Origin of the sequence: Paraburkholderia flagellata (genome assembly GCF_021390645.1) — a bacterium.
Classification (GTDB): domain Bacteria; phylum Pseudomonadota; class Gammaproteobacteria; order Burkholderiales; family Burkholderiaceae; genus Paraburkholderia; species Paraburkholderia flagellata.
On sequence record NZ_JAJEJT010000001.1, the window covers coordinates 347,433 to 371,541 of the forward strand.

A 24,109-nucleotide genomic window follows, 5' to 3' on the forward strand; every position below is an offset into this window, starting at 1 on the left:
GCTTAGTTGGCGGGCAGAAAGAAATCGAGACAATTTCGATCAATTAACTATTACAGAGAATGCCGGTAATCGCGCTTGCCGTTGAGGTGTCGTGCCGGCGAAACCATTCGACTGTGAAGTCAACGAACGAACGTGTTTTTGCCGGAACGTGGCGGCGGCCGGGGTAGACGAGCGAGAGTTCCTTGTCTGCGTCACGGATGTCCCATCCGGCAAGCACGCGCACGAGTTGGCCGGCTGCAAGATCGGCGTCCACCTGGTTCGCTGGCAGGATCGTGATGCCCATACCCGCGATCGCGGCCTGACGCAGCATCACTGAATTGTTCACAGCGTACGCCGGCTCGATCAACACAGGTTCACGCGTGCCGCCTGGGCCTTCGAAGTGCCACTCGTTGCCGTGAATATCGGCGGAAGGCGCAAGCAGCGTGTGGCCGGGGAGATCGGCGGGGCATTGCGGCGTCGCATGGCGCGCAAGATAGGCTGGCGATGCGACGGCGACCGGCGCGACGCTCAGAAGCGGGCGGCGAATCAGCGTGCCGCCGCTCACCTGGCGAGGCGCCACGATGCCAGCGTCGAATCCTTCCTCGATCAGGTCGACCGGGCGGTGCAGCAGCGTGAGCGAGAGGCGGACTTTCGGGAACGCGTCGAGGTAGCACTTGAGCATCGGCGTGAGGTCGTGCAGGGAAAACGAAGCGTGCGCAACGAGGCGCAACGTGCCTGATGGCACCGATACGCCATGCGCGATATGCGTTTCGATGCGCGCCAGATCGTCGAGGATCTGCCGGCAGCCCTGAGCATAGGCGGCTCCTGCCTCAGTGAGGGACGCGCTGCGCGTGTTGCGGTTGATGAGCCGCGTTTCGAGATGGGCTTCGAGCAACGCCACGTAGCGGGTGACCACCGCGTTCGACATGTTCAGACTCATCGCCGCGCGGCCGAAAGAGCCGTGCTCGGCAACGCTGATGAACACGCGCATGGCCTGAAGCTGATTCATGTTTTTGGGGGGCGTGGACACTAGGCGGATGGGTGCTGCGATGGAGAAGAGTGGAGTCGCGAGACACGCGTTGGCGCTCGCCGAGAGGGATAGTACCGATGCGCGTTGGGCGAGCGGAATGGGACTTGTCTGATTCGATGCTTTATCCCGAAATGCCAGTGTTGTCCGATTGCAACGCTTTATCGGGATACCGAATGAAAATGATTGAGAGAGAAAAAAACGAGATAACTCGTGAGCATTGAGTCACAAGCGTTTGAGGGTTTACCGGAGGGGAATTCAACTAATTCAAAAAGGCTTTTGTCGAGCTGTCGGGTGGTTCGTCAAAAGGCGACGCCCATAAACTTCGCCATGCAAATCAACGCGGTGCTGCATTCACCGCACTACGGAATCGCTATGCCGGCGTGAGGCCGGCGACGGCATCCATTTTTGCCGAAAGGCCTTGCATCGAGGGAAGTTTATGAACAAGAAACTGGCTATCGCGGCGGCTGTCGCTGCGACTTTTGCATCTGCGTCGTACGCGCAAAGCAGCGTCACGCTGTACGGTATTGTCGATGCCGGCATTACCTATACGACCAATATCGCGAAGGTAAATTCCGACGGGACGATCAGCGGCAACAGGAATTTCGCCATGACGAGCGGTAACCTCTCGGCGAGCCGTTGGGGCCTGCGCGGCAGCGAAGATCTGGGTGGCGGTCTGCGCGCGATCTTCACGCTCGAAAGCGGCTTCGACGTTTCGAACGGCAAGATGAACGGCAGCCTGTTCAATCGTCAGTCATACGTCGGTCTGTCGCAAGACCAGTACGGCACGGTCACCTTCGGTCGCCAGTTCGACGGCGTGGTCGACTATCTTGCGCCGCTGTCGGCTGCGGGCACGTGGGGCGGCACCTACATGGCCCACAACTTTGACAACGACAACCTCAACGGCTCGTACTCGATCAATAACTCGGTGAAGTTCCGCAGCGCGAACTACTCGGGTTTCGAGGCCAGCGCTCTGTACGGCTTTTCGAACCAGGCCGGGGGCTTCGCGAACAACCGTGCCTATAGCTTCGGCGCAGGCTACAACTACGGCGGCCTGCGCGTGGGCGCGGCCTACACGCAAGCGCAGAGCAGCGGGGGCTTCGACTCCAACGCGAATGGCGCGGTCGTCAACACGCCGATTACCAGCAACGGGCTGTTCGGTCAGAACCAGCATCTGCGCACGTGGGGCGCCGGTGCAAACTATGCGTTTGGTCCGGCCGTCGCGGGCGTCCTGTACACGCAGACGCGTGTCGACAATCAAGGCGCGCGTTCCACGCGCATCAACAACATTGAAGTCAACGGACGCTACAACCTGACGCCGGCGCTCGGCATTGGCGCGATGTACGCCTATACGAACGCGCTGGGCACGCTGCCGCTCACGGACGTTACGGGCAGCAACTCGGCTCATTGGCATCAGTTCGGTCTGCAAGCGGACTACGCGCTCTCCAAGCGCACCGACATTTACCTCGAAGGCGTGGGCCTCTGGGGTGCCGGTACGAATGCGACTCTCCTGACGCAAGTCGGTTACACCTCGAGCGGCGGTGTCTCCGCCTCGAAGACGCAGGGTGTTATCACGACGGGTATCCGTCACCGCTTCTAAGAATTCGGTGTCTTCGCGTTTTCAATTGCGATCGTCACAAGCATTGCGAACGGGAAACGCGTAGCGCCGGATGGCAAGAAGGTAGTACTTGGGTTGAAAGGCGCCGCTCGCGGCGCCTTTTTTTATTGCCCATGGCTTACGGTGGGCCGACATCGGCGCAGCGGACGCGCCCAGCGGATTTGCTCTAGCATGTGAGAGCGCGGCTTTGTGCCTTCTGGTGCAGCGCGCCACAAAAACAGGAGAAATTCCATGAATGTGCTTCGTCCGCTGCAGCTCGCTCTCGCTCTGTGTGTCCTCGTCTCTGGCGCCGCGTACGCCGACACCGTCGCACTGAAAGCCGATCTCGAACCGTCCAGCGAAGTCCCGCCGCGTGTGAGCCAGGGCCACGGCATGCTCAACGCCACGTTCGACACGTCTACGAAATCGCTGAACTGGACTATCACCTACGAAGGCCTCTCTGGCCCGGCGATGGCTGCGCACTTCCACGGCCCTGCACCGGTTGGACAGAACGCCGGAGTGCAGGTACCGATTCCGAAGGGCGAACTGGCAAGCCCGATCAAGGGCTCCGCCACGCTCAACGAACAGCAGGTCACCCAGCTGATGGGCGGCCAGTGGTATTTCAACGTTCATACGGCGCAGAACCCGTCAGGCGAGATTCGCGGCCAGGTGCTGCCCGCCAATTGATCGGCGCGCGATCGTTCGCCTCACTCGCCGGACAGCGCGCGTCGCTCGTTCCCGCAAACGAAGTCTGATTGCGGGACTGTATGAATTGACCGCCGCGATTGACCGCCTCCGAGTGCGGGTTGAGCCCGGTTTGGGAGCCGCGGAGGACTGAGCCGATGAGCTGGCAAAGCAGGCTGATCTGCAGGTTCTTGCGCCGCACTTTTCTGCCGCAAACGCGCAAGCCGATCAACGTCGCACGCGTGCGCATGCTGACGGCGAGGCGCATCTGGACGCCAGGCGCGCCGAGCGGCTGGCGCTTGCGCGAACAGTACGACGCCTCCGATATCCCGTTGCGCGGCGAGTGGCTCATCCGCGAGGGCTCGCCCGCGCAGCGCACGCTCCTCTATCTGCATGGCGGTGGGTATTACTTCTGCTCGCCGCGCTCGCAGCGCGCGATTTCGTTTGGCCTCGGCAAGCGCGCTGGCGCCGATGTCTTCTCGCTCGACTATCGGCTCGCGCCCGAGCATCCGTTTCCCGCCGCGCTCGAGGACGCATTGGCCGCGTATCGCCAGTTGCTGGCAAACGGAACGCGGCCCGGCTCGATTGTGATTGGCGGCGATTCGGCAGGCGGTGGGCTTGCGCTCGCCACACTCGTCGCCTTGCGCGACGCGGGCGATCCGCTCCCCGCTGGGGCGGTGCTCTTTTCACCATGGACGGATCTTGCTGCAACGGGCGCCTCGATACCCGAGAACGACGGGCGCGATCCCATGTTCAGCGGCGAGGTATTCGCGCGCATCGCGCCGCTCTACCTCGGCTCGGCAAGCGCGACCGATCCCTACGTGTCGCCGCTCTATGCAGACTTTCGCGGCCTGCCGCCGCTAAGCCTCTTCGTGGGAAGCTCCGAAACGCTGCTCGACGACACGCGCCGCGTAGTCGAGCGCGCGCGCGCCGCCGGCGTATCGGTGGAGTGCGAGATTGCCAGCGGCATGCCGCACATCTGGCCGATCTATGCGCCGTTCATGCCCGAAGCGCGCCGCACGCTCGACGTCGCCGCGAACTTCATGCGCCGCGTGAGTGCCGCGCCGGCGCGCGGCGACGAGAAGCCGCAGCCGCCTCAATCGAGCGAAACGTCGATCGCGTCGTAGGCCGCGTGCACGGCGGCCTCGCCGTAGCGGCGCTCGAGCCGGCGCACGGTGAAGTGCCCATGCGCCACCTGCTGGAAATGGTCGATGAACACGGTGTTGACCATCGCGCCGAGCACCGCGCCGATGGCCGGTATCGATTTCGCCGCGACCTGCTCGCTCACCTGCACGGAGAAGCGCGCGGCCACGGTCTGCATGAGCTTGAGGAGCGCGGTTGAACCATGCGCGGCGAAACCCTTCGTTGCCATTTCCGACGATGCCGCCGATACCGCCTTCGCGAGTGCGCCGCGCACGATGAAATAGCCGAAGTCGGCTTCGTCGTCGGCAGGCGAGCGGCCGCCCATGCCGAAAACGGTCAGGCATTGCAACTGCGCGTCGGTGCTGGCCAGATTCTCGCCTTCGCTGCGCGCGATGTCGCAAATCGAGCGAAACATTAGCGTGGTCGTGACGGGCAACTCGACCGGCAGCGCGAAAAGGCCGAATGCGCCGCCCGCCGCGCCCGTGGTCGCAACCGCAAACTTGTGCAGCAAGTTGCTCGGCTTTGGGCTCGTGCGAGGTTCAGCGGTGGAGAGCGCACCTTGCTTGCCGAGCGTTTTCAATGCGAGTTGCAGGCACTTGCGCAGCGCCGTTTGCGTTGCGTCGGCCACTTTGTCGTTCGCGACGCCGGGCAGCCGCGCGAGCAGCTTTTCCACCGGCGCACCCACGATGGCCGCGAGCTTCATGCCGAGCGGCGGCGTTTCGAGCTGATGTTTGGCGTGCCGCAGCGCGTCGAGATCGGCCTCGGCGAACGCCGCGCCGGCGCCCGCGCGGGCCGGATCGGCGGCTGTGGGTTCGCTTGTGGGTTCGGTCATGGGTTCCATTGCGCTCCCGCATTTTCAGCAACGTTGGCGGGTTATCGCCGCCGTTCGACGCCCCAGTGTAGTGGATCGCGCCGTGCTATGATGATTAATCTTTGACGCGTCAACCGTTGCTGGATCAAAAAATGGCCGTTCATACCGCTGCCCACCATTCGAGCGGGCAGGTTCTGCCGTTCCGGGAGTCGCTGCTGGCGATGCTCGGCGTCTCGTTCGTGACGATGCTCGTCGCGCTCGACCAGACCGTGGTGGGCACCGCGCTGCCGACCATCGTCGCCGAGTTGCGCGGCTTCGAGCTTTACGCGTGGGTCGCCACGTCTTATCTGCTCACCTCGGTCATTACCGTCCCCATTTTTGGACGTCTCGGCGACTATTACGGGCGCAAGCCGTTCGTGATCGCGTCGATCGTCGTGTTCACCGCCGCCTCTGTGCTGTGCGGCGCCGCCAACAGCATGCTGTTCCTCGTGATCGCGCGCGGGCTGCAAGGCATCGGCGGCGGCATGCTGGTCGGCACGGCGTTCGCCTGCATTCCCGATCTCTTTCCCGATTCCGTCGTGCGCCTGCGCTGGCAGGTGCTCATGAGCTCCGCGTTTGGTATCGCCAACGCGGTCGGGCCATCGCTCGGCGGCTTCCTCACGCAGTATTACGGCTGGCGTTCCGTGTTCTACGTGAATCTGCCCGTGGGCCTGCTTTCGCTGTTTTTCGTGTGGAAGTATCTGCCGCATCTGCGCCACGTCGCGCACGAGGCGCGCATGCGCCTCGACTGGCCAGGCGCGCTCCTGATCGCGCTCGCGCTCGGCAGCCTGCAGCTTTTCGTGGAGCGTCTGCCGGGACACGGGCTCAGCGCTTCGGCCATCGGCCTGCTCGCCCTCGCGCTGGTGGCCGGCTGGGCGCTCTGGCAATGGGAGCGGCGCTGCCCGCAGGCCATCCTGCCCGTCGACATGTTCCGCAACGCGAGCCTGAACGCGCTCTTCACGCTCGCCGTGCTGGGCGGCTTCACGATGTTTTCGCTGCTCTTCTACGCCCCGCTCCTGTTCCAGGGCGGCTTCGGCATGACGCCGAAGGAAGCGGGCGTCGTCATCACGCCGCTCGTGGTGTTCATCACGATCGGCAGTATCGCGAACGGGCGCATCGTCTCGCGCATCCGCAATCCGAACCTGATGCTCTACATCGGCTTCACGATGATCGCGGCGGCGTGCTTCGCGGTGGCGCTCGCCACGCGCGGCACGCCGCGCGGTCTGCTCATGGCGTTCATGATCGTGGCGGGCATCGGCCTTGGCTTCGTCATGCCGAACCTCACCGTGTTCGCGCAGCAGACCGCCGGGCGCGAGCATCTGGGCATCGCCACGGCGCTGCTGCAGTCGCTGCGGATGATAGGCGGCATGATCGGCACGGCGCTCACCGGCACGATGGTCACGCAGCTGTATTCGAGCGGCGTGCAACGCGCGCTGGACGCCGATCACGCCACGCACTGGCTGCCGCAGCTCGCCGACCCGCAAATCCTCATCAACCGCGACGCGCAAGCTTCGCTGATCGCCGATCTCACACACGCCGGGCATAATGGCGCGCCGCTGCTCGAAGCCGCGCGCGAGGCGCTCGTGGGCGCGATTCACCTGGGCATTGCCGTGGCGGCGGTGATCGCAGTGGTGTCGATCTGGCAAACCCGGCGCGTGCCGCCGGTCAAGCTGCAGCGCAAGCTGGAGCCCGTCATTCACGCGGATTGAATTGCCTCGGCCCGCATTGGGGCTTTGCAGTGCACACCGGCAGAAGCTGGCAAGGAAGCCGGCAGGAAAACAAAGTATGGAAATTCAGGATCGCATCGCCATCGTCCAGCAGTTTGGACGGACCTACCGGGCGTTCATGTCGGCGTTCGAGGCGCAGGTCGGGCATCCGCTGCCGCGCTGGCGCATTCTGCTCGCGCTTTACGAGCAGAACGGCGAGTCGTCACAAAAGCGGCTCGTGGAGCGGCTGCGCGTGGACCCGGGCGCGCTCACGCGGCAATTGAAGGCGCTGGAGTCGCTCGGCTGGATCGCGCGCCGCGCCGACGAGCGCGACAACCGCATCACCAATGTCACGCTGACCGACGCGGGCCGCGCCGTGATCGAAGAGGGCCTGCCGCGCCGCAACGCGTTCCTGAACGTGACGATGTCGCTGCCCGACGACGCGCTCGCGGCGCTCTCGGGCGCGTTGGGGATGATGGAGGCGCGCATCGGCGAGGCGGCCACGGCCACGGCGGCGGCTGCGCTCGCTCAGGCTCAGGAGGCCGAGCCCGAAGCGGGCTAAGCCCGCACGGTAGATTTCAACGAGGCGCGCAGCACTCAGAAGAACGTCTCGATCACTTCCGTCACGCGATATTTCGCGTCGACCATCAGCACCTGGCGCCACTTGTCGAACGTGAGGCAGGGGTGCGAGATGTCGAACGCGATCATGTCGCCGACCTTCAGATCCGCGCCCGCCGGAATCTTCAGGTAGGCGTGCTGATCCATCATCTGAAACACTTCCCAGCCTTCGCTCGCCGCCACTTCGCGCGGTGCGCCGCCATTCGCCGGGCGATAGTGACGCGATGGTTCCGGAAAGCCGGCGTCGAACGCGGCATCGCGTTTGCCAAAGCCGATGATGGCGCGGCCCGGCTCCGGAATCGACTGCACATAGGCCCACAGCTGCAACGCGGGCAGGAGCGCCACGCCCATCTCGCGCGCCACGGGGTTGCGCGTGAGGATCTGCGACTGAGCCTGCTTGTAGACGCCCACGTCGTGCGTGAGGTAGCAGCCGGGACGCAGCACCACGTCGATCGTGCCGGCTTGCGTGGCCGGCGCGAACTCTTCCGCGACGACGTCGTACCAGGCCGAGCCCGCGCCCGAGAGCAGCGCGGGCGAGCGCGCGAAGCGGCCAGCGGCGGCCAGTTCCTCGGTGACGTTCAGCGCGTCGCGCAGGAAGGTGCGTACTTCGCTTTCTTCCTTGAGGATGCCCTCGTAGATCTCCACGCCCGCTAGCTTGAGCGAGTCGGGATAGCGCGCGATGGCGGCGAGCACGGCGTTGCGCGTGTCGGCGTCGCGCACGCCCGTGCGCCCGCGCGGGACGCCCAGTTCGAGCAGCACCTGCAGCGTGCGGCCTGCGGTGCGGAAGAACTCGCCCAGGTGCTCCACGCCTTCCACCGAATCGACGAGGCAGAAGAACTCGAAGCTCGCGTCGCTCAGCAACTCGGCGATGATCGCCATGTTGTGGCGGCCCACGAGCTGGTTCGCCATCAGCACGCGCGAGATGCCACCGCGATAGGCGGCGCGCGTCTGGTGCGCCGTGGCGAGCGTGATGCCCCACGCGCCTGTCTCGATCTGGCGGCGAAAGAGCTGCGGCGCCATCGTCGTTTTGCCGTGCGGGGCGAGCTTCACGCCATAGCGCGTGACGAAGTCCTGCATCCACTTGAGGTTGTGCTCGACGCGATCGGCATAAAGCACAGCTGCCGGCAGGCTCACGTCCTCTTCGAGTAGATTCCATTCGAGGCGCCCAGCGTCCCCGAGCGGCACGCTCGCGCCCGGTAGGTTGCCAAGGCCCTTGCTATTCGGGTCGATCGTTGCACTCTGATAGTTTGTAACTTTCATTTCCCTTCGCTCCATATGCTTCATGCGACGCAGCTACACCGGCATATTCTGGACCGGCGTTGACTCGGAGATAGTACACAAAGTAACATCGCTTCGTGAATTGTTATTTATTAACAGACTCCCTGCAATGAACACCGCAGCCGATCCGGCCCGCTTCGACATCGTCGCGCGAATTGCGCAATGCGTGCCCGAATTGCGTCCAGCCGAGCGCGATGTGGCCGCGCTGATCCTCGACGATCTTGCCAGTGCCGCGCGCGCGAGTATCGGCGAGCTGGCGCAGCGCGCGGGCGTGAGCATTGCCTCCGTCACGCGCTTCGCGAAGACAGTGGGCTGCCACGATGTGCGCGAACTCAAGCTGCGGCTCGCGCAGGCAGCCGCCGTGGGCGAGCGCTTCCTGCGCGGCGGTCCCGCCGGCGCTTCCGAAGGGGAGGGCAAGCCGCGCTCCGCCGACGCTGAAGCCGAACCGCTCGCCACGCGCGTCTACGACGAAATTCATACGGCACTTGCGCGCAACCACGAGCTGCTGCGCCAGGCGCCGCTTGCGCAGGCCGCTGCGGCGCTCTCGCGCTCCCGCATGATCTACGTGTTCGGCATGGGCGGCGGCTCGAGCGCGCTCGCCGACGAAATGCGCTTTCGCCTCGTGCGCCTGGGCCGTCCGGTGGCGTCGTACCAGGACAGCTTGCTGCAGCGCATGGTGGCGAGCACGCTCTCGCCCGACGACATGGTCGTCGCGCTTTCCGTAACAGGGCGCGTGCCCGAACTCGTTGATGCGTGCCGGATCGCGCGCGACTACGGCGCGAAGCTCGTCGCGCTCACCGCGCCCGCTTCGCCGCTCGCCGCGCTCGCCGACTGGCTCGTGCCGATCGTCGCGAGCGAGACCGATTTCATCTACAAGCCGTCATCGTCACGTTACGCGATGATGATGGCACTCGACGTGCTCGTAACCGAGCTGGCGCTCGCGCAACCCGAGGAAAGCCGCGAGTTGCTGCGCCGCATGAAGCACACGCTAGACGCGCATCGCGGCGGCGGCGAACGCCAGCCGCTCGGTGACTGAACGTCGAACTGAGAGCCATCCTGAGGAGACGCGTATGCATTCGCACCCCGAAGCCGCCGACACGCTGATCGTCGGCGCCATGCTTTACGACGGCACCGGCGCGCCGCCCGTCGAGCGCGACGTGGCGGTGCGCGACGGACGCATCGTCGCGATCGGCAACCTGTCGAACTGGCTCGCGGAAGAGGTGATCGAGGCCAATGGGCGCGCGCTCGCGCCGGGTTTCATCGACGTCCATACGCACGACGACACGCACGTGATCCGCGCGCCGCAAATGCTGCCCAAGATCAGCCAGGGCGTGACGACGGTGGTCGTCGGCAACTGCGGGATCAGCGCGTCGCCGGTGACGCTCAAGGGCGATCCCCCCGACCCGATGAACCTGCTCGGTGAGCGCGACGCGTTCAGCTATCCGACATTCTCGGCGTACGTCGACGCGGTCAACGCGGCGCGGCCCGCCGTGAACGTGGGCGCACTGATCGGCCATACGGCGCTGCGCAACAATCACATGAACGATCTGAAGCGCGCCGCCACCGGCGACGAGATCGCGGCCATGCGTGCGCAACTCGAAGACGCGCTCGCGCATGGCGCGCTTGGCCTTTCCACGGGCCTCGCCTACGGTTCGGCGTTCGAGGCATCGACCGAAGAGGTCGCCTCGCTTGCCCAGCCGCTCGCCGCCGCCGGCGCGCTCTATACGACCCACATGCGCACGGAATTCGACGCGATTCTCGAAGCGATGAACGAGGCGTATCACATCGGCCAGCATGCTCGTGTGCCGGTGGTGATCTCGCACCTGAAATGCGCTGGCCCTTCCAACTGGGGGCGCAGCACGGAGGTGCTCGCGTCGCTCGAAAGCGCGCGCAAGTATCAGCCGGTGGGTTGCGACTGTTATCCGTATAGCCGCAGTTCTTCCACGCTGGACCTCAAGCAGGTGACGGGCGACATCGACATCACGATCACGTGGTCCACGCCGCACCCCGAGCAGGCGGGCAAGCTCATCAAGGACATCGCGGCCGAGTGGGGCGTTTCGCAGCAGGAAGCGGGCAAGCGTTTGCAGCCAGCCGGCGCGGTCTACCACAACATGTCCGAAGACGACGTGCGCCGCATTCTTTCGCATCCGGCCACGATGGTCGGCTCGGACGGCTTGCCGAATGACCCGTTGCCGCATCCGCGCCTATGGGGTGCATTTCCGCGCGTGCTAGGTCACTACGCGCGCGACGCGGCCTTGCTGCCGCTCGAAGAAGCGGTGCGCAAGATGACGGGTCTTTCGGCGCGGCGCTTCGGCCTTTCGCAACGCGGCGAGGTGCATGTGGGCTGGCACGCCGACCTCGTGCTGTTCGACCCCGCCCGCGTGCGCGACGCGGCGACGTTCGAGAAGCCGCAGCAGGTGGCGGAAGGCATCGACGCGGTGTGGGTGAACGGCGTCCTCTCGTACCGCGACGGTCAGCCCACGGGCGAGCGCGCGGGCCACTTCGTCGCGCGCGGCAAACGCGAGGCACAGCCAGAGGCGAACGCCTTTTAAGCAAGCTTTATCTATCGAATTTCGACCCTCGGCGCGCATGGCCCAAAAAGCCGCGTGCGCCGCACGATCTCAAAGGAGCAAACGATGAAACGAATTGGAGCGGAAGGCGGCAAGGGGCAGGGCGGACAACATCTGCCGTTCGCGCGCGCCGTGGAAGCCGACGGCTGGCTGTATGTCTCGGGCCAGACGCCGATGGAAGGCGGCGAGGTGATCAACGGCGGTATCGTCGAGCAGTCGCACAAGGCCATCCAGAATCTTTTCGCCATCCTCAAGGAAGCGGGCTACGGCGCGGAGCACGTGGTGCGCTGCGGCGTGTGGCTCGACGATGCGCGCGACTTTACGTCGTTCAACAAGGTGTTTCGCGAGTATTTCGGTGAGCATCCGCCGGCACGCGCTTGTGTGCAGTCGAGCATGGTGGTGGACTGCAAGGTCGAAGTGGACTGCGTGGCCTACAAGGCGCCCGCCGGTAAGTAAGGGCGCGGCGCAGTTGCGCGTAGCTGGACAGGAAGCGGCTGCCGGAGTGATCCGGCAGCCGTTTTCTTTTGCGTGTCGCCGTCGCGCGGGGAGGCGGCGGAGATGCACATTCTGTCCCTCGTTGGCCGCTCGGCGGAGTGCAGCCATTTCCCAATATATGAGCGACCCAATCACATATTGGAGAACTCGAAAAAACCTGCCTACAATCCAGCCATCCGACATGCCGCGATGACCTCGTGTGCGGCAAACACCGTTGGCAGACCCAGATAAATCCGGCGCACGCGTAAGACGCGCAGCGAACCGGACCGCAAAGGAGACGTTCGCCATGCTTCAGCCAGCGCTTTGCGCGGCCACGCGCCGCCCGCCGCTCCACGCACGATGCGCCCCGGCCGCCCACGCGCCGCGCCGTCTCCCGAAGCAAGGTTCGCGCGCCGCCTGACGGCACGCGCCATTTCGAACGTTTCCTTTCATCGCCCTCGCCATGAACAAAGCGATGTCTTCCACACTCGCCGCGAACCTCCCCGACGAGGCCGCACCCGTGCAAAATCCCGCGACAAGCGCCGCTGCGGCGCAGCCGAAAGCCCGTCCCGCCACCGATGAAATCGGCGTTGCGAGCACGCTGCTCGATGGTTCGATGCAGCAGGCCGGCACCCAGACGCTCCTGCGTGGCCTCGCAATTCTCGAAGCCGCCGCCGCCGGCGTGCGCGACCTGCGCTCGTTCGGCGCGGTGCTCGGCACGACGCGCAGCACCACGCACCGCCTCGTTTCGAGCCTCGTGCAGGCGCGCTACCTGCGCCAGGTGCAGGGCGGCTATCTGCTCGGGCCGAAGCTCATCGAACTCGGCACCATCGCGCTCGAGCAGATGCCGCTCACGACCGTTGCCCGCCCGCATCTGCAGGCACTGGCCGATGAAACGCTCGACACGATCCACCTCGGCGTGCGGGACGGCGACGACGTGCTGTATATCGACAAGATTCCCGGCCAGCGCGGCCTCGAGATGCGTTCGCGCGTCGGGCACCGCATGCCGCTCGCGTCCACGGGCATTGGCAAGGCGATGATGCTCGACCTCGCGCCGCAATCGTGGCGCGACCTGTTCGACGCGTCGCGCCGCACGCTTGCGGGCGTGAGCTTCCGCCCCGATCACAGTCTCGAACCGGATACCTTCCTCAAGCGCATGGCCACTTATTCGGCGGGCGGCTACACGTTCGATCTGGAGGAGAACGAAATTTCGATCCGTTGCGTGGCGGCGCCGGTGCGCGACGCTTCTGGCGCGATCGTGGCGGCGCTTTCGGTGGCGAGCACGATCCCCTACATGCCGCTCGAGCGCATGGACGAACTGATTCCGGTCGTGCAGCGCGAGGCGCGTGCGATTTCGCAGGAACTGGGCTGGCGCGCGCCGCAGCCCACCACGCGCAGGATCCGCCGATGAAAGCGCGTGAGAAGCCTGTGAGCGGCGCGGCCAGCGACGGCGCGATCGCCCGCGAAGCCGCGCTCATCGCGCTCGACTGGGGCACGACCTCGCTGCGCGCGTATCTGTTCGATGCGGCGGGCAAGGTGATTGCCACGCGCGTTTCGACGGCGGGGATCATGAACCTGCCCGTGCCCGCCGAAGAAGGCGGCTTCGACGCCGCCTTCGACGAAGCGTGCGGCGTGTGGCTCGCGCAAGCGCCCTCGCTGCCGGTGCTGGCGGCGGGCATGGTCGGCAGCGCCCAGGGCTGGGTGCAGGCGCCTTACGTCGAAACACCCGCGAGCGCCCAGGCGTTGGTGGCCGGCATCGTGCGCGTGCGCGCCGCGTGCGGCGCCGAACTCGCCGTGGTGCCGGGCGTCCTGGAGCCGGGTGCGCTGCCGAACGTGATGCGCGGCGAGGAAACGCAAATTTTTGGCGCGCTGAGTGGATTGAGCGACGAGGCCGAGCCGCAGACGTCGCTCATCGGTCTGCCCGGCACGCACGCGAAATGGGTGGTGGTGGAGGGCGAGCGCATTGCGCGCTTCTACACGTTTATGACGGGCGAGGTCTACGCGGCGCTGTGCGCGCATACGATCCTCGGTCGCACGATGAAGCATCCCGTCGAGCCCGACACAGCCGCGTTCCTGCGCGGCGTGGGCGTGGCGCGCGAGCAGGGCTGCGTGGGCCTGCTTGCCACGGCGTTCAGCACGCGCACGCTCGGCCTCACGGCCCAGCTCGCCGCCGACGAGCAGCCCGACTATCTCTCGGGCCTAGTGATCGGGCACGAGCTGGCGGGCCTCGAAGCGGCGCTCTCGCGCCGCGACGTGGCGCTGGCCAGTTGCGCGCCGCAGCTCATCGGCGCCGAGGCGCTGTGCGAGCGCTACCGCATGGCGCTTGCCGCTTTCGGCTGCAGCGGCGCGCATCTCGTGCGTCAAGCGACCGAACACGGGCTTTGGCGCATTGCGGTACAGGCCGGGCTCGTCGCGCCGCGCTAAACGTGTGCCGATGAATCGAGCCTGCTGAATCGAAACAGACACGAAGCCAAGCAACAGGAAGCCGACATGGAACCCGAACTGAACCTGCCCGCCCCGTACACGCCACACGCCGGCTTCGTTGCCGCGTTCGGCGCGTGCGGCATGGTCGCGATCGTGCGCGGCATCAAGCCCGCCGAGGCCGCCGAGCATGGCCGCGCGCTTTACGAAGCGGGCTTCCGGATCATCGAGGTGCCGCTCAATTCGCCGCAGCCGCTCGACAGCATCGCGGCATTGCGCGAGGCGCTTCCAGAGGACGCGATGATCGGCGCAGGCACTGTGCTCACCACCGAGCGCGTGCGCGACGTGCGGGAAGCCGGCGGAGAGCTGATTGTGATGCCGCACGCCGACACCGATGTGATCCTCGCCGCGAAGCTCCAGGGCCTCGCGTGCGTGCCCGGCGTCGCCACGCCGACCGAAGCGTTCGCGGCGCTCAAGCACGGCGCCGACGCGCTCAAGATGTTCCCCGCCGAGCAACTCGGGCCGGCCGTGACGAAGGCGTGGCGCGCCGTGATTCCGCCGGTGGTGCCCCTGCTGCCCGTGGGCGGCGTGAAGCCGGACAACATGGGTCCGCAACTGGCCGCGGGCGCGAGCGGCTTCGGCCTTGGCTCGGCGCTCTACAAGCCGGGCCAGGACGCGGCGGCCACGCGTGCGAACGCGCTGGCATTCATCGAAGGCTGGAAAGCCGTGCACGGAGCGCAAAAGTGAATCGCCTCGCGGGCAAGGTCGCACTCGTAACCGGCGCCGGACGCGGCATTGGCGCGGCGATCGCGCGCGCGTTCGCAGCCGAGGGCGCCGCCGTCGTGCTCGCCGAGCTTGATGGCGCGGCCGCCGTTGCCACGGCGCGCGAGATCGCGAGCGCATACGAAGGCGCCCAAACGCTCGCCGTCCAAACCGACGTGACGCAGCCCGCCTCGATGCGCGCCGCCGTGGAAGAAGCGCAACGCGCGTTCGGCCCGGTCGACGTGCTCGTAAACAATGCGGGCATCAACGTGTTCGCCGACCCGCTCACGATGACCGACGACGACTGGCGCCGCTGCTTCGCCGTGGATCTGGACGGCGTGTGGAACGGCTGCCGCGCGGTGTTGCCGGGCATGGTCGAACGGCGCGCGGGCAGCATCATCAACATTGCGTCGACGCACGCGTTCCAGATCATTCCGGGCTGCTTCCCGTACCCGGTGGCGAAGCACGGCGTGATCGGGCTCACGCGCGCGCTCGGCATCGAGTACGCGCCGAGGAACGTGCGCGTGAACGCGATCGCGCCGGGCTACATCGAAACGCAGCTCACGCACGACTGGTGGAACGCGCAGCCCGACCCGGAAGCGGCGCGCAAGGCCACGCTGGAACTGCCGCCGATGAAGCGCATTGGCCGCCCGGAGGAGGTGGCGATGACGGCGGTGTTTCTCGCCTCGGACGAAGCGCCGTTCATCAACGCGAGCTGCATCACGATAGATGGCGGCCGCACGGCACTGCATCACGAATGAGAGAGCCAGAAAAAGTAATTCGCAGCACGAAGGATTAAGGAAAACGCAGGAATCCGCCGAAGCGCTGGCCGCGCGGTTCGACGGGTAAAAGAAGAGGCGGCCGATACCCTTCCCGTGACTGAAGAAGACAGGAGACTGACAACATGCAACGACGCATCTTTCTGACGCTGATGGCCGCCGCGGTCGCCGCAAGCGCGACGCTCGCCACAGCCCCCATGGCACAGGCCGCAGACCAGGTGAAGATCGGCTTTCTCGTGAAGCAGCCCGAAGAGCCGTGGTTCCAGGACGAATGGAAGTTCGCGGAAATGGCCGCGAAAGAAAAGGGCTTCACGCTGGTGAAGATCGGCGCGCCCTCAGGCGAGAAGGTGATGAGCGCGATCGACAACCTGGCCGCACAAAAGGCGCAGGGCTTCATCATCTGCACGCCTGACGTGAAGCTCGGACCGGGCATCGTTGCCAAGGCCAAGGCCGACAACCTCAAGATGATGACGGTGGACGACCGCCTCGTGGATGGCGCAGGCAAGCCGATTGAGTCGGTGCCGCACATGGGCATCTCGGCGTACAACATCGGCAAGCAGGTGGGTGACGGCATCGCTGCCGAAATCAAGAAGCGCGGCTGGGACATGAAGGATGTCGGCGCGATCGACGTGACCTACGAGCAGCTGCCGACGGCGCATGACCGCACGACGGGCGCGACCGACGCGCTCGTGGCAGCGGGCTTCCCGAAGGCGAACATCGTGATGGCGCCGCAAGCGAAGACCGACACGGAAAACGCTTTCAACGCCGCCAACATCGCGCTCACGAAGAACCCGCAGTACAAGCACTGGGTGGCCTACGGTCTGAACGACGAGGCCGTGCTCGGCACCGTGCGCGCAGCGGAAGGCCGCGGCTTCAAGGCCGACAACATGATCGGTATCGGCATCGGCGGCTCGGACTCGGCACTCAACGAGTTCAAGAAGCCGCAGCCGACCGGCTTCTACGGCACCGTCATCATCAGCCCGAAGCGCCATGGCGAAGAAACCTCGGACCTGATGTACACGTGGATCACGCAAGGCAAGGAACCGCCGCTGCTCACGCTGACGACGGGCATGCTGGCCACGCGCGACAACGTGGAAAGCGTGCGTCAGCAGATGGGTCTCGCTTCGAAGTAAGTTCGAGAGAAGTGGTTTGAGGTGTTTCCCGTTGCGGGGCGAGCGCCCCGCAACGCATCGAATGAGAGGAAACCGAAGTGTCAGCGACACTGCGTTTTGACAATATCGGCAAGGTGTTCCCAGGCGTGCGCGCGCTCGACGGCGTGTCGTTCGAGGTGAACGCGGGGGAAGTGCACGGCCTTATGGGCGAGAACGGAGCGGGCAAGTCCACGCTCCTGAAGATCCTCGGCGGCGAGTATCAGCCCGATTCCGGCCGCATCCTGATGGACGGCAACGAGGTGCACTTCTCCGATGCGGCGGCTTCGATCGGCGCGGGCATCGCGGTGATCCACCAGGAACTGCAATACGTGCCCGACCTCACCGTGGCGGAAAACCTGTTGCTCGGCGCATTGCCCAATGCGCTTGGCTGGGTGAAGCGCGGCGAGGCGCGCAAGTTCGTGCGCGAACGCCTCACCGCCATGGGCGTGGATCTCGATCCGGCCGCGAAGCTGCGCAAGCTTTCCATCGCGCAGCGCCAGATGGTGGAAATCTGCAAGGCGCTCCTGCGCAATGCGCGCGTGATCGCGCTCGACGAGCCGACCAGCTCGCTCTCGCACCGCGAGACCGAAGTGCTGTTCAAGCTCGTTCGTGAGCTGCGCGCCGATAACCGCGCGCTCATCTACATCTCGCACCGCATGGACGAGATCTACGAGCTGTGCAGCGCCTGCACGATCTTCCGCGACGGTCGCAAGGTCGCCTCGCACGAGAAGCTCGAAGAGGTGAAGCGCGAAACGCTCGTCGCCGAAATGGTGGGCCGCGAGATCAGCGACATCTACAACTATTCGCCGCGCGAGCATGGCAACGTGCGCTTCGCGGTGCGTGGCGTCGAAGGGCATCCGCTCAACGAAGCGGCCAGCTTCGAGGTGAAGGCGGGCGAGATCGTCGGTTTCTTCGGGCTCGTGGGCGCGGGGCGCAGCGAACTGATGCAGCTCATCTACGGCACGCACAAGCGGCGCGCCGGCGAGATTGAACTGGACGGCAAGACGATTCGCGTGAAGAGCGCGAGCGACGCGATCCGTCACGGCATCGTGCTGTGCCCGGAAGACCGCAAGGAGCAGGGCATCGTTGCGATGGCAACGGTTTCGGAGAACATCAACATCAGCTGCCGCCGCCACTATCTGCGCGCGGGCATGTTCCTCGACCGCAAGAAGGAAGCGGAAACGGCGGATCGCTTCATCAAGCTGCTGAAGATCAAGACGCCGAGCCGCCGCCAGAAAATCCGCTTTCTCTCGGGCGGCAACCAGCAGAAAGCGATCCTTTCGCGCTGGCTCGCCGAGCCGGACCTGAAGGTCGTGATTCTGGACGAGCCGACGCGCGGCATCGACGTCGGTGCGAAGCACGAAATCTACAACGTGATCTACCAGCTCGCTAAACGCGGCTGCGCGATCGTGATGGTGTCGTCGGAGTTGCCGGAAGTGCTCGGCGTGTCGGATCGCATCGTGGTGATGCGCGAAGGCCGTATTTCGGGCGAGTTGCCGCGCAGCGCGGCGAGCGAACACGCGGTGCTTGACCTCGCGCTGCCCAAGCGCGCGCAGGCCAAGGCTGCATGAGTGGACGGGGAGGAAACTGAAATGCAAGCAAGAGAAAACCTGGCGGCCGAGTCTGCCAACAGCGCGGCCAAAAGCGTCGCCGACGCGCTGATTCCGAGTCAGAGCGACAAGCAGAAGTGGTGGCAGCAGATCACCGAGTACAGCCTGATCGTGATCTTCGTGGTCATGTTCATCGTGATGTCGCTGACTGTCGATCACTTCTTCTCGATCGAGAACATGCTCGGCCTCGCGCTGTCGGTCTCGCAGATCGGCATGGTGGCCTGCACGATGATGTTCTGCCTTGCCTCGCGCGACTTCGACCTTTCCGTGGGCTCGATCGTGGCCTTCGCGGGCGTGCTCTGCGCGATGGTGCTCAACGCCACGAACAACACGTTCATCGCCATCGTTGCAGCAGTGGCGGCGGGCGCCGCGATCGGCTTCGTGAACGGCGCGGTGATCGCGTATCTGCGCATCAACGCGCTGATCACCACGCTCGCGACGATGGAAATCGTGCGCGGCCTCGGCTTCATCGCCTCGCACGGCCAGGCCGTGGGTGTGTCGTCGGATACGTTCATCGCCATGGGCACGGCCTCGGTCTTCGGCGTGCAACTGCCGATCTGGGTCACGCTCATCTGCTTCATCGTGTTCGGCGTGATGCTCAATCAAACGGTGTATGGGCGCAATACGCTCGCCATCGGCGGCAATCCGGAGGCGTCGCGCCTGGCCGGTATCAAGGTCGAGCGCACGCGTGTGTGGATCTTCCTGATCCAGGGCGCGGTGACGGCGCTCGCGGGCGTGATTCTCGCCTCGCGCATCACATCGGGCCAGCCGAATGCGGCCGAAGGCTTCGAGCTGAATGTGATCTCGGCGTGCGTGCTGGGCGGCGTCTCGCTGCTGGGCGGCCGTGCGACGATCTCGGGCGTCGTGATCGGCGTGCTGATCATGGGTACGGTCGAGAACGTGATGAACCTGCTCAACATCGACGCGTTCTACCAGTACCTCGTGCGCGGCGCGATCCTGCTCGCGGCAGTGCTGCTCGACCAGCTGAAAAACCGCGGGACGCGTGATTAAACCCGGCGATTGTCATACCGAGCGATTCATCAGGAGCCCAACACGATGTCGTCTCCCGCTAATGCTGTTGCGCGCCACGCGCACGAAAACTTCGCGCGCTATCCGAGCCTGGCCGACCGCGTGGTGCTGATCACGGGCGGCGCGACCGGCATCGGCGCGTCGTTCGTCGAGCACTTCGCCGCGCAGGGCGCGCGCGTCGCGTTCTTCGATATCGACACGAGCGCGGGCCAGGCGCTCGCTGACGAACTCGGCGACTCGCGCCACAAGCCGCTCTTCGCGGCCTGCGATCTCACCGATATCGACGCGCTGCGCGCCGCCATCGCTGACGTGAAGGCGGCGCTCGGGCCGATTCAGGTGCTCGTGAACAACGCCGCGAATGACCGCCGCCACACGCTGGCCGAAGTCACACCCGAGTCGTTCGACGCGTGCGTCGCCGTGAACGTGCGGCACCAGTTGTTTGCGGCGCAAGCCGTGGCGGAGGACATGAAAGCCGCGCGTGCGGGTTCGATCATCAACCTGGGCTCGATCAGCTGGATGCTCAAGCAGTGGGGAATGCCGGTCTACACCCTGAGCAAGTCGGCGGTGCAGGGACTCACGCGCGGGCTTGCGAAGGATCTTGGGCGCTACGGCGTGCGCGTGAATTCGCTCGTGCCGGGCTGGGTGATGACGGACAAGCAGCGCCGCCTGTGGCTCGACGAAGAAGGGCGTGCCGACATCAAGCGCGGCCAGTGCATCGACGCCGAACTGCTGCCTGAAGACCTTGCGCGCATGGCGCTCTTTCTCGCCGCCGACGACAGCCGCATGATCACTTCGCAGGACATCGTGGTGGACGGAGGCTGGGCATGAGCGTAAGCGACGGCGCATCGAACGAAGTGGCGGCTGAGCTGCTCGTGCACGCGAAGTGCGAGCTGGGCGAGTGCGCGACCTGGTGCGCGCGCCGCGGCCGGCTCTACTGGGTCGATATCACGAACAAACACCTTGCACGCTACGACGCGCGCGACGGCAAGCACGTCACCTGGGCGATGCCGGAGCGCCTTGCGTGCTTCGCGCTTTGCGAGGACGAGCGCACGCTGCTGCTCGGCCTCGAATCGCGCCTTGCTTTCTTCGATCTGGAGACGGGCGCGATAGAAACGATCGTCGAAGTCGAGCCCGGCGTCCCGACACGTCTGAACGACGGGCGCTGCGACCGCCAGGGCCGCTTCGTGTTCGGCACGAAGTACGAAGGAACACCCAGGCAAGCAATTGGTGGCTTCTATCGGCTGAATCATGACCTGACGCTCGAACGCCTGCCGCTGCCCGCACCGGCAATCTCGAACAGCATCGCATTCAGCCCCGACGGCTCGACGATGTACTACTGCGACACGCTCTCGCGCGAGATTCAAGCGTGCGACTACGGTGCCGATGGAACGATTGCAAACCAGCGCACCTTCGTCACGCTGACTGACGACACCGGCGTGCCGGACGGCTCGACTGTGGACGCCGAAGGCGGCCTCTGGAATGCCCAATGGGGCGGCGAGCGCGTGGTGCGCTACGGCGCCGATGGTATGGAAACCGAGCGCGTAAAGATTCCCACAGCGCAGCCAAGCTGCGTTACGCTCGGCGGTGCGCTTTTGGACACGCTCTATGTCACGAGCGCACGCGAGGAAATGGAGGAGGAGGCCCTCGCGCGCGAACCGCATGCCGGCGGCGTGTTCGCGGTTCGAATCGGCCGCCAGGGCCTTGAAGAACCGCGGTTTCAAGGGCGCCGCCGCCAATGACGCGGTTGTATTAAGCACCGCCTGAAGGCGCGTGCGAATCGCTTCGGTGGGTGGTGCGCGTGCGCCGCCCTCGATGAAAGCACCAGCCGCCACCCAGGCGCACGCGAAACAAAAGACGGATAGCCGTTGTTCTTCGGCAACAGATGCAGTCGATCGGTAGTGAGCAGTTGGCTTTGCCAGTACCAGTAGAAGGGCGAACACAAGAAGCGGCCGCCGGACCCTGCGAGAGTGAGCGCATGGACCAGGCAGGCCACCAGTGAGCCGCCGGGCTTTTACCTTTGGTCGGCGGCAATCAAACATGCCTCTCGAGGAGCATCTTATGAGCGTCGCGAATTCCGCTGTGCGTCGACCCACCCGTTCCACCGTCTCCCCAGGCGCTTCGGCTTCATTGCCGAATGCCGCCGCCGCAACCGCCTCGCCCAACTCACCCGCCGCTGCGCGCCGCGCGCGGCTCGAAGCCGCCACGCATCCCGTGCTGCCGGGGCCGAGCACCTCGGCCGTGGCGATCGGCGCGGCGCTCACGAGCGACGTGGCCTGCGTGACGCTCGCGAACGCGTACCTGCGGCTCGACGTCGCGCCCCAGCTGGGCGGCGGAATCACGCGCTTCGACTGGCGCAGCGAAGGCACGTTCGAACCCGTGTTCCGCCGCTGCGAGCGCGTGAGCGCGCGCATGGACCCGAACGAACTCGCCTGTTACCCGCTGTTGCCGTACTCGAATCGCATCGGTGAAGGGCGGTTTCACTTTGCCGGGCGCGATATCGAAGTGCCGCGCAATCGCGCCAGCGAACCGCTGCCGATTCATGGCGACGGCTGGCTCGCGCCGTGGACCATAGACAGCGCCGATCGCGAAAACGTGCGCCTCGTGCTCGACCGCAGCGACGGTGAACCCTATTCGTACCGCGCGGCGCTCACCTATGCGCTCGACGGCGCGACGCTCAACGTTGCGCTCGAAGTGGAGAACACCGGCCGCGACGCGTTGCCGTTCGGCCTGGGCATCCACCCTTTCCTCGCGCGCGACGCGAGCACCGAGCTTTCCGCGCCCGCTAGCGGCCTGTGGCTCTCGGGCCAGGACTGGCTGCCTGTGCGCCACGTACCCGCACCGCCCGCCTGGCAGTTCGGCGTGGCGTATCCGCTGCCGGACCAGCTCGTGAATCACGCGTTCAGCGGCTGGAGCGGACGCGCCGCCGTGGTGTGGGAGCGCCGCCGGCTTTCGCTCTCGATCTGCGCCAACACCGACTATTACGTGCTTTACACGCCGCCGGGCGCGGACTTCTTCTGCTTCGAGCCCGTCGATCATCCGATCAATGCGGTGAACCTGCGCGGCGGCGGCGACGCCAACGGCATGACGGTGCTCGCGCACGGCGAGCGGCTCGTGCGGCGCTTTTCCTTCACCGTCGAGCGCATGGACATGCGCGCGGCGGCGAGCCCGCACCGCGCAGGGGCGCGTGGCCGGGCGGGGGCGCGCGGCGGCAAGGGCGCTCGCGCGAGGGCGGAAGTGCGCTGAGAGATCGCGGCGCGGCGCTCAAGCGCCGCGCCCGGCATCGTCCGCGTGGCGCGGCGTCGCACCCCGCGCCGGGTAAAATACGGGCCGTTTTCCCTTCTACGGCACGCCTGCGGGCTCCCATCATGACCTCCTTTTCCCAGACCCTTTCGGCTGCCTGGCAGCGCACTGGCTCGCTGCTGTGCGTCGGGCTCGACCCCGAGCCGACGAAATTCCCGGCCGCGCTGGCCGGCCGCAGCGACGCGATCTTCGAGTTCTGCCGCGATATCGTCGATGCCACGGCGCCTTATGCATGCTCGTTCAAGCCGCAGATCGCCTACTTCGCCGCGCATCGCGCCGAAGATCAGCTCGAAGCGCTGATCGCGCACATCCACGAGAAGCACCCGGGCCTGCCCGTGATTCTGGACGCCAAGCGCGGCGACATCGGCAGCACCGCCGAGCAATACGCGCGTGAAGCCTTCGAGCGCTTCAAGGCGGATGCCGTGACGGTCAATCCCTATATGGGGTTCGATTCGATCGAGCCGTGGCTTGCGCATGCGGGCAAGGGTGTGATCGTCCTGTGCCGCACGTCGAATCCCGGCGGTTCCGATCTGCAATTCCTCACCACCGACGGCAAGCCGCTCTATCAGGTCGTAGCGGGGCTCGCCGCGCAGAAGTGGAATGCGAGCGGTGAACTCGGCCTCGTGGTCGGCGCGACGTTTCCAAAGGAAATCGAAACGGTGCGTGCGATCGTTGGCGACATGCCGCTGCTGATTCCGGGCATCGGCGCGCAAGGCGGCGATGTCGAGGCGACCGTCAAGGCGGGCCGCACCGCCGACGGCACTGGCATGCTCATCAACTCGTCGCGCGCGATCATCTATGCGAGCAAGGGCGACGACTACGCGCAGGCGGCTGCAACGGCTGCTCAAGAGACGCGCGAGCGGATCAACCTTTATCGCTGACATTCGCGCAGCGCTGGGCGGCGCAAGCATCGTTGAGACTTGCGCCGATCATTCTTAAAACTTTCCTAACATTTCCTCCTGCGTTCGGGCGATTTTGTGGTGCGCTGCCGCAAAATTAAGAATCGTCCGATGCGTTCCTCATCTTCTCCTCCGTAACATTCCAGCCTCATAGCGGGTAGTAGATACCCGCGCCACATCCGTGCTGATCGGTGTTCGCAAACGTTTCGGATCCTCTCCGGCGAACGCATAC

General features: G+C 65.5%; 22 protein-coding genes. 19 read left to right on the forward strand and 3 right to left on the reverse strand.

Features of this window, described 5'->3' with window-relative positions; translation table 11 throughout:
- Positions 1 to 43: 43 nt before the first annotated feature.
- On the reverse strand, positions 44 to 988 hold the full coding sequence (locus L0U83_RS01605) for a LysR family transcriptional regulator (RefSeq protein ID WP_233879762.1): 945 nt from the start codon (positions 986 to 988) through the stop codon (positions 44 to 46).
- A gap of 457 nt (positions 989 to 1,445) precedes the next feature.
- On the opposite strand from L0U83_RS01605, the gene L0U83_RS01610 reads away from it, so the two are divergent.
- The 3 genes from L0U83_RS01610 to L0U83_RS01620 all read left to right on the forward strand — a co-directional run bounded on the left by L0U83_RS01610 (position 1,446) and on the right by L0U83_RS01620 (position 4,414).
- Positions 1,446 to 2,606 carry a porin gene (locus L0U83_RS01610; protein WP_233879764.1) on the forward strand — a complete coding sequence of 387 codons (1,161 nt, stop codon included), beginning with the start codon at positions 1,446 to 1,448 and terminating at the stop codon, positions 2,604 to 2,606.
- Positions 2,607 to 2,855: 249 nt separating this feature from the next.
- Positions 2,856 to 3,290 (forward strand): CHRD domain-containing protein, encoded by a 435-nt coding sequence (locus tag L0U83_RS01615; protein ID WP_233879772.1) that lies wholly within the window; start codon positions 2,856 to 2,858, stop codon positions 3,288 to 3,290.
- 155 nt (positions 3,291 to 3,445) lie between these two features.
- Complete coding sequence (locus L0U83_RS01620; RefSeq protein WP_233879774.1) at positions 3,446 to 4,414, forward strand: alpha/beta hydrolase; 969 nt, start codon at positions 3,446 to 3,448, stop codon at positions 4,412 to 4,414.
- On the opposite strand, the gene L0U83_RS01625 is transcribed toward L0U83_RS01620, so the two are convergent.
- The gene (locus tag L0U83_RS01625; protein WP_233879776.1) at positions 4,384 to 5,262 is read right to left on the reverse strand and encodes an EcsC family protein; all 879 of its coding nucleotides are present in this window, start codon (positions 5,260 to 5,262) and stop codon (positions 4,384 to 4,386) included. The genes L0U83_RS01620 and L0U83_RS01625 overlap by 31 nt on opposite strands.
- A 131-nt stretch (positions 5,263 to 5,393) precedes the next feature.
- Here L0U83_RS01625 and L0U83_RS01630 point away from each other — a divergent pair, with 131 nt between their 5' ends.
- Entirely contained in the window at positions 5,394 to 6,989 is a 1,596-nt protein-coding gene (locus L0U83_RS01630) for an MDR family MFS transporter (RefSeq protein ID WP_233879778.1), read from the forward strand.
- A gap of 76 nt (positions 6,990 to 7,065) precedes the next feature.
- Positions 7,066 to 7,548, forward strand: coding sequence for a MarR family winged helix-turn-helix transcriptional regulator (locus L0U83_RS01635; RefSeq protein WP_233879785.1), 483 nt, complete (start codon positions 7,066 to 7,068; stop codon positions 7,546 to 7,548).
- A 35-nt stretch (positions 7,549 to 7,583) separates the two neighbouring features.
- On the opposite strand, the gene L0U83_RS01640 is transcribed toward L0U83_RS01635, so the two are convergent.
- Entirely contained in the window at positions 7,584 to 8,864 is a 1,281-nt protein-coding gene (locus L0U83_RS01640) for an amino acid deaminase (protein WP_233879787.1), read from the reverse strand.
- A gap of 127 nt (positions 8,865 to 8,991) precedes the next feature.
- Between L0U83_RS01640 and L0U83_RS01645 the strand changes: the two genes are divergently transcribed.
- The 14 genes from L0U83_RS01645 to pyrF all read left to right on the forward strand — a co-directional run bounded on the left by L0U83_RS01645 (position 8,992) and on the right by pyrF (position 23,859).
- The gene (locus L0U83_RS01645; RefSeq protein WP_233879789.1) at positions 8,992 to 9,918 is read left to right on the forward strand and encodes a MurR/RpiR family transcriptional regulator; all 927 of its coding nucleotides are present in this window, start codon (positions 8,992 to 8,994) and stop codon (positions 9,916 to 9,918) included.
- Between the two features lie 34 nt (positions 9,919 to 9,952).
- Entirely contained in the window at positions 9,953 to 11,434 is a 1,482-nt protein-coding gene (locus tag L0U83_RS01650) for an N-acyl-D-amino-acid deacylase family protein (protein ID WP_233879791.1), read from the forward strand.
- 84 nt (positions 11,435 to 11,518) lie between these two features.
- Positions 11,519 to 11,908 carry a RidA family protein gene (locus L0U83_RS01655; protein ID WP_028201897.1) on the forward strand — a complete coding sequence of 130 codons (390 nt, stop codon included), beginning with the start codon at positions 11,519 to 11,521 and terminating at the stop codon, positions 11,906 to 11,908.
- Between the two features lie 481 nt (positions 11,909 to 12,389).
- On the forward strand, positions 12,390 to 13,337 hold the full coding sequence (locus L0U83_RS01660; protein ID WP_233879793.1) for an IclR family transcriptional regulator: 948 nt from the start codon (positions 12,390 to 12,392) through the stop codon (positions 13,335 to 13,337).
- On the forward strand, positions 13,334 to 14,350 hold the full coding sequence (locus L0U83_RS01665; RefSeq protein ID WP_233879795.1) for a 2-dehydro-3-deoxygalactonokinase: 1,017 nt from the start codon (positions 13,334 to 13,336) through the stop codon (positions 14,348 to 14,350). Before L0U83_RS01660 ends, L0U83_RS01665 begins: the two co-directional genes overlap by 4 nt.
- Positions 14,351 to 14,416: 66 nt before the next feature.
- The gene (locus L0U83_RS01670) at positions 14,417 to 15,094 is read left to right on the forward strand and encodes a 2-dehydro-3-deoxy-6-phosphogalactonate aldolase (RefSeq protein WP_233879797.1); all 678 of its coding nucleotides are present in this window, start codon (positions 14,417 to 14,419) and stop codon (positions 15,092 to 15,094) included.
- Positions 15,091 to 15,870 carry an SDR family oxidoreductase gene (locus L0U83_RS01675; protein ID WP_233879799.1) on the forward strand — a complete coding sequence of 260 codons (780 nt, stop codon included), beginning with the start codon at positions 15,091 to 15,093 and terminating at the stop codon, positions 15,868 to 15,870. The genes L0U83_RS01670 and L0U83_RS01675 overlap by 4 nt, the downstream gene beginning before the upstream one ends.
- Positions 15,871 to 16,013: 143 nt before the next feature.
- Positions 16,014 to 17,021 (forward strand): arabinose ABC transporter substrate-binding protein, encoded by a 1,008-nt coding sequence (locus L0U83_RS01680; protein ID WP_233879801.1) that lies wholly within the window; start codon positions 16,014 to 16,016, stop codon positions 17,019 to 17,021.
- Positions 17,022 to 17,098: 77 nt separating this feature from the next.
- The gene (araG, locus tag L0U83_RS01685) at positions 17,099 to 18,610 is read left to right on the forward strand and encodes an L-arabinose ABC transporter ATP-binding protein AraG (RefSeq protein WP_233879803.1); all 1,512 of its coding nucleotides are present in this window, start codon (positions 17,099 to 17,101) and stop codon (positions 18,608 to 18,610) included.
- A 21-nt stretch (positions 18,611 to 18,631) separates the two neighbouring features.
- On the forward strand, positions 18,632 to 19,660 hold the full coding sequence (gene araH / locus L0U83_RS01690) for an L-arabinose ABC transporter permease AraH (RefSeq protein WP_233879805.1): 1,029 nt from the start codon (positions 18,632 to 18,634) through the stop codon (positions 19,658 to 19,660).
- A 45-nt stretch (positions 19,661 to 19,705) separates the two neighbouring features.
- On the forward strand, positions 19,706 to 20,506 hold the full coding sequence (locus tag L0U83_RS01695) for an SDR family NAD(P)-dependent oxidoreductase (RefSeq protein WP_233879807.1): 801 nt from the start codon (positions 19,706 to 19,708) through the stop codon (positions 20,504 to 20,506).
- A complete protein-coding gene (locus L0U83_RS01700; RefSeq protein ID WP_233879809.1) occupies positions 20,503 to 21,417 on the forward strand; it encodes an SMP-30/gluconolactonase/LRE family protein in 915 nt (304 codons plus the stop codon). The genes L0U83_RS01695 and L0U83_RS01700 overlap by 4 nt, the downstream gene beginning before the upstream one ends.
- A gap of 319 nt (positions 21,418 to 21,736) precedes the next feature.
- Positions 21,737 to 22,921 carry an aldose 1-epimerase gene (locus tag L0U83_RS01705; RefSeq protein WP_233879811.1) on the forward strand — a complete coding sequence of 395 codons (1,185 nt, stop codon included), beginning with the start codon at positions 21,737 to 21,739 and terminating at the stop codon, positions 22,919 to 22,921.
- 122 nt (positions 22,922 to 23,043) lie between these two features.
- On the forward strand, positions 23,044 to 23,859 hold the full coding sequence (gene pyrF, locus L0U83_RS01710) for an orotidine-5'-phosphate decarboxylase (RefSeq protein ID WP_233879813.1): 816 nt from the start codon (positions 23,044 to 23,046) through the stop codon (positions 23,857 to 23,859).
- Positions 23,860 to 24,109 lie beyond the last annotated feature (250 nt).

What these genes read in the sequence shown, in the direction of transcription:
- L0U83_RS01665 (WP_233879795.1), top strand. Translation starts at nt 13,334, where the DNA reads ATGAAAGCGCGTGAGAAGCCTGTGAGCGGCGCGGCCAGCGACGGCGCG.
- L0U83_RS01670 (WP_233879797.1), top strand. Translation starts at nt 14,417, where the DNA reads ATGGAACCCGAACTGAACCTGCCCGCCCCGTACACGCCACACGCCGGC.
- L0U83_RS01650 (WP_233879791.1), top strand. Translation starts at nt 9,953, where the DNA reads ATGCATTCGCACCCCGAAGCCGCCGACACGCTGATCGTCGGCGCCATG.
- L0U83_RS01660 (WP_233879793.1), top strand. Translation starts at nt 12,390, where the DNA reads ATGAACAAAGCGATGTCTTCCACACTCGCCGCGAACCTCCCCGACGAG.
- L0U83_RS01605 (WP_233879762.1), bottom strand. Translation starts at nt 988, where the DNA reads ATGAATCAGCTTCAGGCCATGCGCGTGTTCATCAGCGTTGCCGAGCAC.
- L0U83_RS01610 (WP_233879764.1), top strand. Translation starts at nt 1,446, where the DNA reads ATGAACAAGAAACTGGCTATCGCGGCGGCTGTCGCTGCGACTTTTGCA.
- L0U83_RS01625 (WP_233879776.1), bottom strand. Translation starts at nt 5,262, where the DNA reads ATGACCGAACCCACAAGCGAACCCACAGCCGCCGATCCGGCCCGCGCG.
- L0U83_RS01705 (WP_233879811.1), top strand. Translation starts at nt 21,737, where the DNA reads ATGAGCGTCGCGAATTCCGCTGTGCGTCGACCCACCCGTTCCACCGTC.
- L0U83_RS01655 (WP_028201897.1), top strand. Translation starts at nt 11,519, where the DNA reads ATGAAACGAATTGGAGCGGAAGGCGGCAAGGGGCAGGGCGGACAACAT.
- L0U83_RS01620 (WP_233879774.1), top strand. Translation starts at nt 3,446, where the DNA reads ATGAGCTGGCAAAGCAGGCTGATCTGCAGGTTCTTGCGCCGCACTTTT.
- L0U83_RS01645 (WP_233879789.1), top strand. Translation starts at nt 8,992, where the DNA reads ATGAACACCGCAGCCGATCCGGCCCGCTTCGACATCGTCGCGCGAATT.
- L0U83_RS01680 (WP_233879801.1), top strand. Translation starts at nt 16,014, where the DNA reads ATGCAACGACGCATCTTTCTGACGCTGATGGCCGCCGCGGTCGCCGCA.
- L0U83_RS01615 (WP_233879772.1), top strand. Translation starts at nt 2,856, where the DNA reads ATGAATGTGCTTCGTCCGCTGCAGCTCGCTCTCGCTCTGTGTGTCCTC.
- L0U83_RS01630 (WP_233879778.1), top strand. Translation starts at nt 5,394, where the DNA reads ATGGCCGTTCATACCGCTGCCCACCATTCGAGCGGGCAGGTTCTGCCG.
- L0U83_RS01635 (WP_233879785.1), top strand. Translation starts at nt 7,066, where the DNA reads ATGGAAATTCAGGATCGCATCGCCATCGTCCAGCAGTTTGGACGGACC.
- L0U83_RS01640 (WP_233879787.1), bottom strand. Translation starts at nt 8,864, where the DNA reads ATGAAAGTTACAAACTATCAGAGTGCAACGATCGACCCGAATAGCAAG.
- pyrF (WP_233879813.1), top strand. Translation starts at nt 23,044, where the DNA reads ATGACCTCCTTTTCCCAGACCCTTTCGGCTGCCTGGCAGCGCACTGGC.
- araH (WP_233879805.1), top strand. Translation starts at nt 18,632, where the DNA reads ATGCAAGCAAGAGAAAACCTGGCGGCCGAGTCTGCCAACAGCGCGGCC.
- L0U83_RS01700 (WP_233879809.1), top strand. Translation starts at nt 20,503, where the DNA reads ATGAGCGTAAGCGACGGCGCATCGAACGAAGTGGCGGCTGAGCTGCTC.
- L0U83_RS01695 (WP_233879807.1), top strand. Translation starts at nt 19,706, where the DNA reads ATGTCGTCTCCCGCTAATGCTGTTGCGCGCCACGCGCACGAAAACTTC.